At 62.6% G+C, this 13,398-nt stretch carries 9 protein-coding genes; 3 read left to right on the forward strand and 6 right to left on the reverse strand.

Translation table 11 applies throughout. The features are described 5' to 3' along the window. Window positions 1-76 precede the first annotated feature (76 nt). Window positions 77-1,612 carry a sigma-54-dependent transcriptional regulator gene (locus PXH66_RS13115; RefSeq protein WP_330928624.1) on the reverse strand — a complete coding sequence of 512 codons (1,536 nt, stop codon included), beginning with the start codon at window positions 1,610-1,612 and terminating at the stop codon, window positions 77-79. A gap of 170 nt (window positions 1,613-1,782) precedes the next feature. On the opposite strand from PXH66_RS13115, the gene PXH66_RS13120 reads away from it, so the two are divergent. From PXH66_RS13120 to PXH66_RS13130, 3 genes are all read left to right on the forward strand, one after another. Then, window positions 1,783-3,822 carry a VIT and vWA domain-containing protein gene (locus PXH66_RS13120; protein ID WP_330928625.1) on the forward strand — a complete coding sequence of 680 codons (2,040 nt, stop codon included), beginning with the start codon at window positions 1,783-1,785 and terminating at the stop codon, window positions 3,820-3,822. A gap of 620 nt (window positions 3,823-4,442) precedes the next feature. Then, complete coding sequence (rrtA, locus tag PXH66_RS13125) at window positions 4,443-5,096, forward strand: rhombosortase (RefSeq protein WP_330928626.1); 654 nt, start codon at window positions 4,443-4,445, stop codon at window positions 5,094-5,096. Continuing rightward, the gene (locus PXH66_RS13130; protein ID WP_330928627.1) at window positions 5,072-5,518 is read left to right on the forward strand and encodes a hypothetical protein; all 447 of its coding nucleotides are present in this window, start codon (window positions 5,072-5,074) and stop codon (window positions 5,516-5,518) included. The genes rrtA and PXH66_RS13130 overlap by 25 nt, the downstream gene beginning before the upstream one ends. A 16-nt stretch (window positions 5,519-5,534) precedes the next feature. On the opposite strand, the gene PXH66_RS13135 is transcribed toward PXH66_RS13130, so the two are convergent. Genes PXH66_RS13135 through PXH66_RS13155 form a run of 5 tightly spaced genes read right to left on the reverse strand, consistent with a single transcriptional unit; the run spans window position 5,535 to window position 13,360 of the window. Further along, window positions 5,535-7,841 carry a glycoside hydrolase family 95 protein gene (locus tag PXH66_RS13135; protein WP_330928628.1) on the reverse strand — a complete coding sequence of 769 codons (2,307 nt, stop codon included), beginning with the start codon at window positions 7,839-7,841 and terminating at the stop codon, window positions 5,535-5,537. Between the two features lie 18 nt (window positions 7,842-7,859). Then, on the reverse strand, window positions 7,860-10,499 hold the full coding sequence (gene pelA, locus PXH66_RS13140; protein ID WP_330928629.1) for a pectate lyase: 2,640 nt from the start codon (window positions 10,497-10,499) through the stop codon (window positions 7,860-7,862). 4 nt (window positions 10,500-10,503) lie between these two features. After that, window positions 10,504-11,808, reverse strand: a complete 1,305-nt coding sequence (locus tag PXH66_RS13145; RefSeq protein WP_330928630.1) for a TRAP transporter large permease — start codon at window positions 11,806-11,808, stop codon at window positions 10,504-10,506. Further along, complete coding sequence (locus PXH66_RS13150) at window positions 11,805-12,341, reverse strand: TRAP transporter small permease (RefSeq protein ID WP_330928631.1); 537 nt, start codon at window positions 12,339-12,341, stop codon at window positions 11,805-11,807. The genes PXH66_RS13145 and PXH66_RS13150 overlap by 4 nt, the downstream gene beginning before the upstream one ends. Continuing rightward, entirely contained in the window at window positions 12,338-13,360 is a 1,023-nt protein-coding gene (locus PXH66_RS13155) for a TRAP transporter substrate-binding protein (RefSeq protein WP_425609074.1), read from the reverse strand. Before PXH66_RS13155 ends, PXH66_RS13150 begins: the two co-directional genes overlap by 4 nt. Window positions 13,361-13,398 lie beyond the last annotated feature (38 nt).

The following is a 13,398-nucleotide window of genomic DNA, read 5'->3' on the forward strand; positions in this document are numbered from 1 at the left end:
GCGATTCATCGCGATTGAGCGCAGGCATTAATCCGCATATCGAGTGTTATTTTGCGCAACACTATCGCGATGTCACTTATCTTCGTCCGCGCTTCAATGGCGCCGCCGGCAACCGCGCCCGCACCGTGCGACGATCAAGCTGCAGACGCTTGGACGCCTCCTCCACCGTGCCACTCAGGGCAAAAACCCGCCGGGTGTAATGCGTCAGCAACGCTTCGGCCGACAAGCCTCCGGTCGCGACCGCATCCAACCAATCGTCCGTGCGTCCCATGGCTTCGGCCGGCCGATACGTTGCCCGAACCAAGAGATTGCGCATACACTGCTCCAGCTCCCGGAAGTTTCCCGCCCACGGGTAATGCGGCCCCAGATTTTGTTCGATCCATCGCTGGGCTTCACGCGCAAAATCTGCACTCTCCGCCACCCCAACCAAACGACTCGCAATCGCCGCCACCATGATACCGAGATCGGCCTCACAATCGTCGAGCTGCTCCCGCAGCGTGGGCGTGTGAATGAGATCGGAACACAGGCGGTAGTAAAAATCCTCCCGGAATCGCCCCGCCCGCATCAGACCGACCAGATCCTGATGCGTCGCGGCGATGATCTTTCCCTGAAACTCGCGCGAATCCGTGTCACCAAGTCGCTGATACGTGCGGGACTGCAGCACCCGCAGAAGCTTCACCTGAATCGAAGCGTCCACATCGCCGATTTCGTCCAAAAAGACACTGCCGGTCGCGGGGCACTGTTCCATCCACCCCGCACGATCCGCCACCGCGCCCGTAAACGCACCACGACGGTGCCCAAACAGTTCCGACTCGATCAAAGTCGGAGAAAGCGCGGACAAATTCAGGGCATAAAAGGCCTCGGTGAAACTTTCGGAAAACCCGCCTCCCCGGGGGTTGTAGGGCACGTAACGGGAAAACGAAATCGCCCGGGCCACGAGTTCCTTGCCCGTGCCCGACGCCCCCGTGATCAACGTGGCAAAATCCCCCATCCGATTGAACAACACCCGCCGATACCGACTCAGGTCGTGCGAAAAAATGGACTGCCAAATCGCCGCCCGCAATCGCGCCATCGGAGCTGAACCTCCCACGAGCGAATGAAACACATGATGAAACGCCCGCCGAATCTGAAACGCACAGGCGAACAAATGATCCGGATCGAATCCATGATCATCCCCCAAGCCCGGCAGACCGAAATACCACTCCGCCTCCGCGCGAAACTTTCGATAAAACCCCGGTCGCAACGCATCCCGATCGCCTTGCCGAGCCCGCTCAATCACGCCGTCAAACTGCACCGCGTAACTCTGATACAACCAGAACCCCACCATCTCGATGTAACGTGTGCGATCACGCTCCGCTACCCGACCTTTCGTCGACCATGCTCCCCGCACGCGTTCAATGACTTCACCACACCGTGCGGTGAGTCTTCGATGATTGAAGTGAAGCGCTTTCTGAGGGGGCTGGGTATTCCACGCCGACCCCGTTTCATCAAACTCGTCGCCCAGGGCATCTCGTTCGCAGGCGATGCGCTCCGGCGTGAAGGGATTCGTGGCGTTCAATCGCACAATCGAATCCGCAAAAGTTGCTTCGGAGTCGGGAAATAGATCTTTCATACCTATTTTGTATTTTTAATAGTCACGTTTTGTATTTTAAAGACATTTTATAAATCCGGCAGTTATTTTTATTTAGCTACTGTCCAGATACTTAAGTTATATATCTCCTTGAGTGGCATCACCTGAGCAAAGGCAGGTTTCGTTGGTTCAACTTCAACCCCCAACGAGATATGAAAACCAAATCCATCCTGCTCAGCTCCGTTATCGCCATCGCGACAACGCTCTTCACCGCCGCCCCGGTCTCCGCCGGCGGCACCCTCACTCCGGTGGAATCGAGCCACGCACCGATTCAGATCCGCACCCATCAGGTCAATGTGACCATCAACAACGGGTTCGCTCAAACCGAGGTTCTCCAGACCTTCTTCAATCCCAACCCCAACGACATCGAGGCGGTCTACTCCTTTCCGGTCCCGACCGGCGCGAGCCTCTCCGAGATCTCCATCAACAACGGTGAGAAGATCCTCAACGGCGAGGTCCTCCCCCGCGCCGAAGCACAGACTGTTTACGAAGAGGAAAAGGCCGCCGGCAACGACGCCGGCCTCGGCTCCAAACACAGCTACCAGTCCTTCGAGTTCAAGGTCACGCCCGTGCGCGCCGGCGCCGAAGCGCACCTGCGTTTCGTCTACTACCAGCCTCTCGAAATCGACACCGGCATGGGCCGCTACGTCTATCCTCTTGAGGAGGGGGGCACGGACGAGGTCGCGCAGAGTTTCTGGTCGTCCAACGACCAGGTCGAGGGCGAGCTCCGCTTCAACGTCGAGCTCAAGTCCGCCGTGCCCGTCGATGCCCTGCGCGTGCCCGGCTTCGAGAACGTCGCCACCATCCAGAATCTGGATACGGGCCACCATCGCGTGACGCTCAGCCAGCCCGGCGCCCGCCTCAACCGCGACTTCGTGCTCTACTACCGCCTCGCCGACAACCTGCCCGGTCGCGTCGAGGTCATCCCCTACCGCGCCGCTGCCGACCAGCCCGGCACGTTCATGATGGTGGTCACGCCCGGCGTCGACCTGCAGCCGCTCAACCAAGGAGCCGACTACGCGTTCGTGCTCGATACGTCCGGTTCCATGCAGGGCAAGATTCACACCCTCGCCGAAGGCGTTTCGCAGGGTCTGGGCCAGATGTCGGCCCAGGATCGATTTCGCATCATCGAATTCGGCAATCGTGCCAAGGAGGTCATGGGATGGACCGCCGCCACTCCCGCCGCTGTCCAAGCTGCTGTTGAGCGAGTTAAAGCCCTCCAACCACGTGGAGGCACAAATATATACGAAGGCCTTGAACTGGGCCTCCGAGGCCTTGACGCCGATCGCGCAACGAGCGTTGTCCTCGTTACCGATGGCGTCACCAATCAAGGCATTGTTGAACCCGCCAAGTTCCACCAACTCGTCAGCCAATACGACATCCGGATCTTCGGTTTCCTCATGGGCAACAGCGCCAACTGGCCGCTCATGCGCACCATCGCCGACGCCACCGGCGGTTTCTACGCGGGCGTCAGCAACGCCGACGACATCGTCGGCCAGATCCTTCTGGCAAAGTCCAAAATAACCCACGAGGCGATGCATGACGCGTCGTTCAAATTCAGCGGGGCGCGTGTCTTCGATACCACCGGCGACAACCCCAAGAAAATCTACCGCGGCCAACAGCAGGTCATCTTCGGTCGCTATGAAAAATCCGGCCCCGCCACGGTCAAATTGCACGCCCGCCTCACCGGCGAGGACAAGGTTTACACCACCGACTTCGTCTTCCCCGAGGTCGACACCGACAATCCCGAGATCGAACGCCTCTGGGCCATGGCGCAGATCGAGCAGATCGAGCTCAAGGCCAACACCGGGCAAATGCCGGTGAGCGAGTCCGACGACGCCATCACGCACCTCGGGGTGCACTACCAGATCGTGACCGACCACACCTCCATGGTGGTCCTCGACGATGAGACCTTTGCCCGCCGCGGCATCGACCGGCGCAACCAACAACGCGTCGGTCTGGAGCGCACCGCGCAAAGTGCCCGCGCCGCCCAACCCGTCAAAAGCTACCGCGTCGACACCGCCCAGCCGACCTACACGCAGCCCGCTCCTCATGTGAGTCACCAGGGAGGCGGCGGTGGCGGCGGCGCGCTCGAACGCCAAGACGTCGTGATGCTCACCTTCATCGCCCTGTTGCTCTGGGCCACCAAACTCAGCCGCAACGCGATGAAGCGCACCAAGCGCCAGGGTTGAAGCCGTGCTGAACCGACCGGGCGGGTGCCCCATGCTCCCGCCCGGTCAAACCCGTTTCTCACCGTAGGCTGCGAGCTTGTTCGCGCTCCGCATCCACCACGCCGCCAAGCGCGAGCAAGCTCGCTGCCTACCCTACCTCCCGAGCGCGAAACGTCTCCCTCACCTAACCCGAACATCGCGTTCACCCCGTCCGCCATTCCATTCGCTCCCCGTTTCTCACCGTAGGCTGCGAGCTTGCTCGCGCTCCGCATCCACCACGCCACCAAGCGCGAGCAAGCTCGCTGCCTACCCTACCTCCCGAGCATGAAACGTCTCCCTCACCTCACCCGAACATCGCGTTCACCCCGTCCGCCATTCCATTCGCTCCCCGTTTCTCAACGTAGGCTGCGAGCTTGCTCGCGCTCCGCATCCACCACTCCGCCAAGCGCGAGCAAGCTCGCTGCCTACCCTACCTCCCGAGCGTGAAACGTCTCCCTCACCTCACCCGAACATCGCGTTCACCCCGTCCGCCATTCCATTCGCTCCCCGTTTCTCACCGTAGGCTGCGAGCTTGCTCGCGCTCCGCATCCACCACGCCGCCAAGCGCGAGCAAGCTCGCTGCCTACCCACCCCTCCCGACCATGAAACGCTTTCCCTTCCTCACCTTCGGCCTCGCATTCACTGCTGTCCTCATCGCGCTCATTCCCGGCGCCACCGCGTGGCTTCAACTCGATCGTTATGCCGTGATTCACGACGTCCAGTGGTTGCGCGGCCTCACCGGCCACCTGACCCATTTCGACACCGATCACCTCACGTGGGATGTCGCCGCCTTGCTCCTGCTCGGCACGCTCGCCGAACGTGAGTCTCGCCGCGCCACCGCCGTCACCCTCGCGTTGTCTGCGATCGGCATCAGCTCGGCCGTGCTGATCTTCCACCCCCAGTTCGCCACCTACCGTGGGCTCTCCGGCCTCGACTCCGCCCTCTTCGGCCTGATCGTCGCCCGTCTCTTTACGACCGGCTGGCGCGAACGCCACGGCTTCACGCTGGCCACCGCTGCCCTCGCCGCCGTGGGGTTCATCTTCAAAACCGGCTTCGAGTTGTTCGCCAACGACACCGTATTCGCCAGCTCACTCGGCTACGCCCCGGTTCCTCTCGCGCACTTCGTCGGCTTCACCATCGGATCAATCGTCGCAACCTTTTCCGCCCGAAATGCCATCCGCCACAACCCGCATCCCTCCTTAAATCACCACGGGCAACCCGCATTGATCCCATGTTCAAACCCCCTTTCTTCGTAGCACTGAGCTGTCTCTCTCTCATCCTCGGTGCATCGGGATGTCTCGCTCGACCGGATCCAACCGACATCACCGTGCACTACACTTTCGTGCCTCCCGAGCGCCTGTCGGACGCCGTGAAAAGCCCGCAAGCGGCCTTGGAAATCGAAGAGACGTGGCGTCACCGCATGGCGGATTCCCCGATGCCTCACGCAATCACCGATTACTCTATTGTCGTGTTCGTCAACGCGCCCCCCCGTGCAGGCGCCATTTGGGGCCGTCTCGGGATTCCGGTGCAAGGGCCGCGCAACCTGCGGGAGATCAAAGTAACACTCGCAGCCGGCTACCACGGCACCTACGTGGTGGCAGGCGGAGGAGTCATACTTCACCCCGGAATCCCACCTAAACCCAAGCCTTACGAGTGGCTGGAGTTTCACCGTAAATGACCCGACAACACCGGGACTAAAAGCGCACCGTCATATCGCCGCCGGCGGGCAACACCACATCGATTACTTCGTCGCCGTGGCGCAGTTTCGCGGTGCCGCCTTTTTCGGAGCGCAGGGTCGTTGCCACGACCTTCCCGTCGGCCCACTTTACATCCACCTCAAACCCGCCTCGCGCGCGCAAGCCCTTCACTTCGCCGTCGGGCCAAGCGGAGGGCAACGCGGGCAACAGCTCGATTTCACCCGCGTGCGATTGCAAAAGCATCTCGGCTACACCGGCAGTGCCACCGAAATTGCCGTCAATCTGGAACGGCGGATGCGCGTCAAAGAGATTTGGATACGTGCGGTCGCTGCTCAAGAGCAGCGCCAGAATCGAGTGCGCCCAATCGCCGTCGCCCAGACGCGCCGCCAGGTTCATGCGCCAGCCGATGCCCCAACCCGTGGCAAAATCCCCGCGCAACTCCAGCGAACGCCGCACCGCCGCCGCGAACTCCGGCGTGCCGCGCGGCGTGATCTGCGCACTCGGGTAGGCCGCGTAAAGATGCGACACGTGGCGGTGATGCCGCTCGGGCGCGGCGAGGTCCCAGTCCTCGATCCACTCCTGCAATTGTCCGCCCGCTCCGATTTGGTTGGGCGGCAAGCGATGGAGAACCGCTTCGACTTCGGCGGCAAACTCCGCGTCGGCATCGAGGATGCCAGCCGCCTGCACCACCGCACTGAAGAGGTCGCGCAGGATTTGGTTATCCATGGCCGGTCCTGCCACAATCGAGACGTCTTTGTGATGCGCGTTTTCCGGCGACATCGAAGGACTCGTCACCAGCCATCCGTTGGTCGGTTCCTCCACCAAAGTATCGATGAAAAAGTGCGCCGATTCCGCCATGACGGGGTAAACCCGCTCGAGGAAGGCCTTGTCCTGCGAAAACAGGTAATGCTCCCACAAGTGCGTGCAAAGCCAGGCCCCGCCCGTCGGCCACATGCCCCAGAACGCACCGTCGACCGCCCCGGTTGAGCGCCAAAGATCGGTGTTGTGATGCGCCACCCAACCACCCGCGCCGTAATGATCCCGCGCCATGTCCGCGCCAGTGACAGAGAGGTCTTGGACCATGCTCACCAAAGGCTCGACGCACTCGGCGAGATTGGTCGTCTCCGCGTGCCAGTAGTTCATCTGCGCATTGATGTTCAGCGTGTAGTTGCTGTTCCAGGGAGGGAAGAGACTGGCGTTCCAAATGCCCTGCAGGTTGGCCGGCTGGGTGCCGGGACGGGAGCTGCTGATGAGCAAGTAACGCCCGTATTGAAAATACAATGACGCCAGATCCGGATCGGCGTGATCGCGCGACTGCAACACGCGTTCATCGGTCGGCAGCTCGGCGGCGGGGGTCGTGCCAAGGTCGAGCGAGACCCGGCGGAAAAGCCGTTGGTGCTCGGTCACGTGGGCGGTGCGCAACGCTTCGCTGGATTTGGCCGCAGCCGCATCGAGCACGGCCAGATTACGCTCGGTCGGGTCGCCCGAGACGTCGCTAAAGTTCACAAAACTCGTCGCCGCCGCGAGCAGCAGGCGCGCCCGTGTCGATCCGCGTAAATGGATCTGACCGCCGCTGACCACCACGTTGCCATCGGCCTCCACCCGTAGGCGGGCCTCGAAGCGGAGTTTGCCTTCAATGCCCGCCGCATCGGTGTTGGTGCCGCTGAGGACAAGGTCGCCGTTGTCCGCCACGGTGACCGTGGTTTCCTGTGGTGATTGGAAGGCGAGGCTGGCATTGAGCTGACCTCCCCACTCCGGATGGGCACGATTCATACCGGTGAGCTCGATCACCATCACGTCGTCGACCGGACTCACGTAGACCTCACGGGTATGGGTGGCGCCACCGAGCTTGAAGCTCGTGCGTGCGACTGCGTTATCGAGGTCGAGCTCACGCCGATAGTCAGTCGCTGTCTCGCTCGCCGCCATGGTGATGAGCAAATCGCCCACGGTTTGGTAAGGCATCTCGCTCATCGGATCGGCCATGAATCGCTCCTGCGCCATGGCTTGGGCGGCCGTGTAGTCGCCCTCCGCAATCAGGCGGCGAATTTCCGGCAGCGCCTCGCGCGCGCCTTCCCGCGCCGGATCAAACGGACCACCGCCCCAAAGGGTGTCTTCGTTGAGCTGGATGCGCTCCATCTCGATGCCGCCAAAGACCATGCCGCCGAGACGACCGTTGCCCACCGGGAGGGCCTCGACCCACTGCGCGGCGGGTTCGTCATACCAGAGTTTGAGCCGGTCGCTCGAATCGGCGAAGGCAGGGATGGAGAGACCGAAAAGGCAGGCAGCGGCGATGAGGGGTTTCACGCCTCCATGCCACCGCATTTAGCGTGAAATCGGCAACGGAATTTCCCAACCATCCTCGCCGACGAGGATCGACGTCGGTGTGAGTGTCGCTGCTTCTTCCGCCGTGAGCTGGCGCGCCCACGTCACGCGATCCTCGGTTGCGCCGCCTTCGCCCGTGCTGCCGAATTCGGCGTAGCGCGCGGTCTTCTCGCGATCAGGATTGCGCCAATTGTCCCAACCCTCGGTCCGCACCACTTCACTCATCTGCGTGCGCACGAAGCTCGTTTGCCCGTGCGCCCGCCAGGGTCGGCCGAGGAAGGTCTTCACGTCGGGTTCGCCGGTAATACGACCATCGAGAAACACCAGCCCGTGCGGATGATCCATCGGGGTGGACGCCGCCGTGATGTAGCCCTTGCCGACACAATGAATGTGGCAGCGATCAAACACTGCCGTCGCGCCACCGAAGATGAAGTCGACGTGGCCTTCGATGTAACTGTCGGCAAAGTAGTGACGGCCGCGATTGACCAAAATCGTGTCCTGCCAACCAAGGAAGCGGCAGTGGCGGAAAACGACGCGATCGCCGTCGACGCGAATCGCCAAGGCCTGACCGACCGGGCCGGCGTCGTTGGCGATGGTCAGGTTTTCGACGATAAAGCCGTCGCCGTCGACTTGTAGCGTCGGCGTGCGAAACGTGCCGATCGGTTTGCCGTCGTGGCCGGGCATGTTGGCGTGAATGCCTTCGACCAACGTGGTGGTCTGCGGGTCCGTGCCGACCAGGGCGATGTTGCCGCGCTCGCGTTGCACGTAGACACGTTCGCGATAGATGCCGGGTTTCACGAGAATCGTCCACCGTATCTCCTTGCTGGGTTCGGCTCGCTGTTGCTGTGCGCCGTAGACAGCCCGCTCAATTGAGGTGTAGTCGCCGCGGTCATCGAGGGCGACGACCGTGTCGGCAAATTGTCGCGCCAAGGGCAGACCGAGGCGCTGCATCTCGGTCACCGCAAGTCGAGCCACGGCGCGCGCGCCTTCAAAGGAGTAATGCGTGTCGTCGGCCTTGCCGTCGCGGAGGACCGGATGCTCTCCCGCCCCGAACCACAAGTGCAGGTCCTTCGAGCCTTCGATGCCACGCGCTGTTTCGAATGCCGTGGTGAGGGCTTCCATATCCAGCAGGGGCACATCGGCCAGTTCGGCCACGGCACGCACGGCGGCCGGATACTCGCCGTGGGTCGGCACCATCCTATCGCCATCCCATTTGCGCCGCGCCACCGATGTCGCCAGCAACGGCGTGGCGCCCCGGGCGCGCACGTCCTGCACCATGCGAATGAGGTTGTCGCGATAGGCACCGCCGGGATCGGCGTAACGGGTGGGGTCCTGGGATTTTTCGTCGTTGTGACCGAACTGAATCAACACCCAGTCCCCGGCATCGAGGTCCGCAACGAGCGCGTCCCAACGCCCTTCGTCGATAAAGGACTTGGTGCTGCGGCCATTGACCGCCCGGTTGTCAACTCGCAGACCCGGCAACGCGAACTCACGCAGCAATTGTCCCCACCCTCGCTCGGGATTCGCGGCGCGCGGTTTGTCGGCCACGGTCGAATCCCCCGCGAGGAACAGCACCGAATCGTCTGACGCGAGCGCCACGCGACGACGCCACGCCGGATAGTCCTTGAGCAGGAGCGAAGCAGGCTCGGTGCGGTAGTAACCGTAACCCAGGCGCCGTTCCAGTTCCACCTCGGCGAGGTCGTAACGCACCACCGCATCACGACCGGCGAAAATCGGCCGATTGGTGCCGATCTCGTAAAAACGCGCCCAGACATCTGCGGCCGCGTCGGCGACCAGGATCTGATCCACCGCCTTGCCGCCGGCATCCCGCGGTCGCTCCACCCGATGGCCCGGAATCGCCACGCGTTCAAACCACCGCACGGCTGCTTCGATCGCGGCTTCGATCGGTGGCGTGGGATTTTCCACGCTCATAAGAAACCGCACAATGCCGGCGGATTCGGCGCCGGAGAGCGAAACGGGTTCAAATGTGCGCGCCGGCGCCGGCGCCAGCGTCTTTGCGTCGTGTTGGGCGCACCACGCGGTGAGTTGCCCGTCGACCCGCACCTGGGTGGCCAGCAGGCACGCCACACCGCGCTCCACCGCGCGCTGGAGTTCCGCACTCATTGACGGGAACGCCACATCCGCCCATTCGCCTTCCCCCGCCGCCGCATCGCGCACGACCTCCAGCACGTCGATCATGGCATCGTCGTTATAAGTGATGTGCGTGTAGTAGCCGGAGCGCAGCGGATAAAACTGCGGCCAACCGCCGTTCTCGTATTGGGCATCGAGCAGATAACGCAGGCCGCGGCGCACCGCTTCGCGCAACGTTTCGTCATCGATTGCCGCCGCCACGCGGGCCAGCAATCGCAACTGGGTCGTCGTCGCTCCGTTGTCGATCGTCGGTGCCCGCCCGCTGCCGGTGCTGGCCAGAAACTCCGCCGAGAGCGGCGCGGTCATGTCGATGTTTTTGGGCCAACCGCCGGACTCGGTTTGATACTGTATCACCGTCCCGGCGATCGCGCGGGCTTCGTCGGTCGCATACCAATCGTCCGGTTGATCTAAAATCGTGCGCCAACTCGGCGCCGCGGAAAGCGCCATCACCCATCCGAGACTCAGGAAGCACCAACGCAGCGTTTTCATCGGTCTACATCAGGCCCAACCACCGCGGTAACGCGATCGAGAGCGCCGGCCAATAGGTGATGAGCAGCAGCCCGATCAACATCGAGAAGAAGAAGGGGATCATCGGCGGCACCACCCGCGCGATACTCGTCTTCCCCACACTACAGCTGACGAACAAACACGCGCCCACCGGCGGCGTGCACAAACCGATGCAAAGGTTGGCGATGAGCACGATGCCGAACTGCACCGGATCCATGCCCAACGCGGTGACCACCGGCAGAAAGATCGGCGTGAAAATGAGCACCGCCGGCGTCATGTCCATGAACGTGCCCACGATGAGCAGCAGCACATTGATCATGAGCAGGATGATGAGCGGGTTATCGGACAAGCCGATCATGGCCGCACTCACCAACTGGGGCACGCGTTCCGACGCGAGCACCCAACTCATGGCCTGACTCGTCCCCACCAGCAGCATCACCACGGCGGTCGTCTTGGCCGCCCGCAGCAAAATCTCGGGCATGCGGGAAAGCGCAATCTCGCGATACACCACCACCCCCAGCACAAACGCATAGGCCACGGCGATGGCCGACGCCTCGGTCGCGGAAAACACGCCGCCGAGGATGCCACCCATGACGATGATCACGAGGAGCAGGCTGGGTAACGCACCCCACAATGCGCGGCCAAACGGCGGGATTTCCGCCATCTCCCCGGACGCCGATTTCAACGCGCCGGACCGCAGTGTGAGCATGAGACTGACCCCCATGATGAGCAGACCAATCACGATGCCCGGGATGACCCCGGCGAGAAACAGCGCCGCGACCGACACGTTGCCCGCGACGACCGCATAAACGATCATGATGTTGCTCGGCGGAATGAGCAGACCCGTCGTGGCCGACGTCGCGGTAAGTGCCACGGCAAACTCCCGCTTGTAACCTTTGGCCTCCATCTCGGGAATCAGCGAACCGCCGATTGAAGAAACCGCCGCGGCCGCCGAGCCCGACACCGCGCCAAACATCATGCACGTGAGCGTATTCACATAGGAAAGACCGCCAGGCAGGCGGCCCACGAGAGCGAACGCAAAATTCGTCAACCGGCGCGCCATGCCGCCCTCCCCCATCAAACCGCCGGCGAGCACGAAGAACGGTATCGCCAGCAACGGAAAACTCGCGATGCCCGACGACACGCGCTGCGCCATGATGTAGCCGTTGGAATCACCTCCGATGCACACGAGGGTGCCCGCGGCGGCGAGCCCGATGCACACCGCGACCGGCGTGTTGAGCACGAGCAGCCCCACAAACAGCAACAATAAAACCAGAACCTCGACGGTCATAGAATCTCCTTTCCGATCTCATCGGCCGAGGCCGTGGTGCGACCCGAGATGAGGTGCTCGATCGAGAAAGCGATGATGAACAATCCGCTCAGCGGCACCACCACGTTGATGTAGCCCACCTTCCAGCCCATGGCCGGCGTGACCTGACCGGACCGCAACGTCTCGATCACCAACTTCCCGCCACCATAGACGAGCACGAACGCCGCGAAAACCATGATCGCGACCTCCGCGATGACCGCCGAAAGCCGACGCGCCGCCGGGTCCAGTTTACCCACAAAGTAGTCGACCCCGAGGTGACCGCGCTCGCGGAACATGAGGGTCGCACCGAGGAGCGACACCCACACCAGCGCGTAGATAGCGAATTCTTCCGTCCACCGGCTTTGCGAACCGACGACGTAGCGCGAAACCACGCCCCACAACACGTCGAGCGTGAGCAGGGCGAAGAGCACGATGGTGAGCCATTGCAGGCCGATCACGAACGCCGCCCAGATACGATTGGACGGCGTGGGTTCATTGCCGAGACGGTAACTCATTTCACCTCCCGGATGCGCTCGGCCAGACGGCCGATGGGGGTGCCGGTAAACTGCGTGTAAAGCGGGGCGGTCGCCGCGACGAACGGTCCCTTGTCGGGACGATACACCGTCACTCCGGCGGCCTCGACCTGCGTGAGGGCCTCGGCCGTTTTCTCCTCCCAAAGTTGGCGTTGAAACACCACCGATTCCTCCGCCGCCTGCTCCACCCAGGCCTGCTGCTGCGCGCTGAGTCGATCCCAGATCGTTTGACTGAAAATCACCATGTCTGGAATGCGCGTGTGCTCATCGAGCGAGTAATGCTTGGCCACCTCGTAGTGGCGGCTGGAGAGGAAGCTGGGCGGATTGTTCTCGGCCCCGTCGACCATGCGTTGCTGCAGCGCAGTATAGAGCTCGCCCCAGGGAATGGGCGTCGGCGCGCCGTCGAGGGTCGAGATGAGATCCATCGCCATGCGGCTTTGCAGGGTGCGAATCTTTTCGCCCTTCACCGCACCCGGCTCGAGCACCGGACCGTCGATGGTGTAGAAACTGCGGCTGCCAGAGTCGTAGTAACAGAGACCGTGGATGCCGACCGGGGCACCGGCCGCGAGCAACTCCTTGCCGATCGCGCCGTTGAGCACGTTCCAATAATGGTCATTGTCGCGGAAAAGATACGGCAGACCGAAGACTGCCATTTCCGGCACGAAACCCTCCATGGCGGCGGCGGATGTCTTCACCATGGCGAGCGCGCCCCGTTGGAGTTGTTCGACCGTCTCGGGCTCGGAGCCGAGTTGGCCGTTGGGGAAGATCTGGATCTCCATCGACCCACCGGAAATCGCGGCCAGTCGCTCCGCCATGAACTCCATGCCCGCGTGCACGGGGTGGGATTGGTCGAGCGCGTGACCGAGCTTGAGCACGGTGCGGGCGTCGGCACCACCGCCGCCACTCGTGGCTTGGGACCGTTGGATGGCGATAAACGCCACCGCGGTCAGGAGCGCGCCGGCGACGAGGCCGACGGCGAGAAAAGAAGTTTCCTTACGCATCATGGGGAATTCGGGGAACGGGGGTTGGGAGACCCACC

This window comes from Synoicihabitans lomoniglobus, from assembly GCF_029023725.1.
GTDB lineage: Bacteria > Verrucomicrobiota > Verrucomicrobiia > Opitutales > Opitutaceae > Actomonas > Actomonas lomonigloba.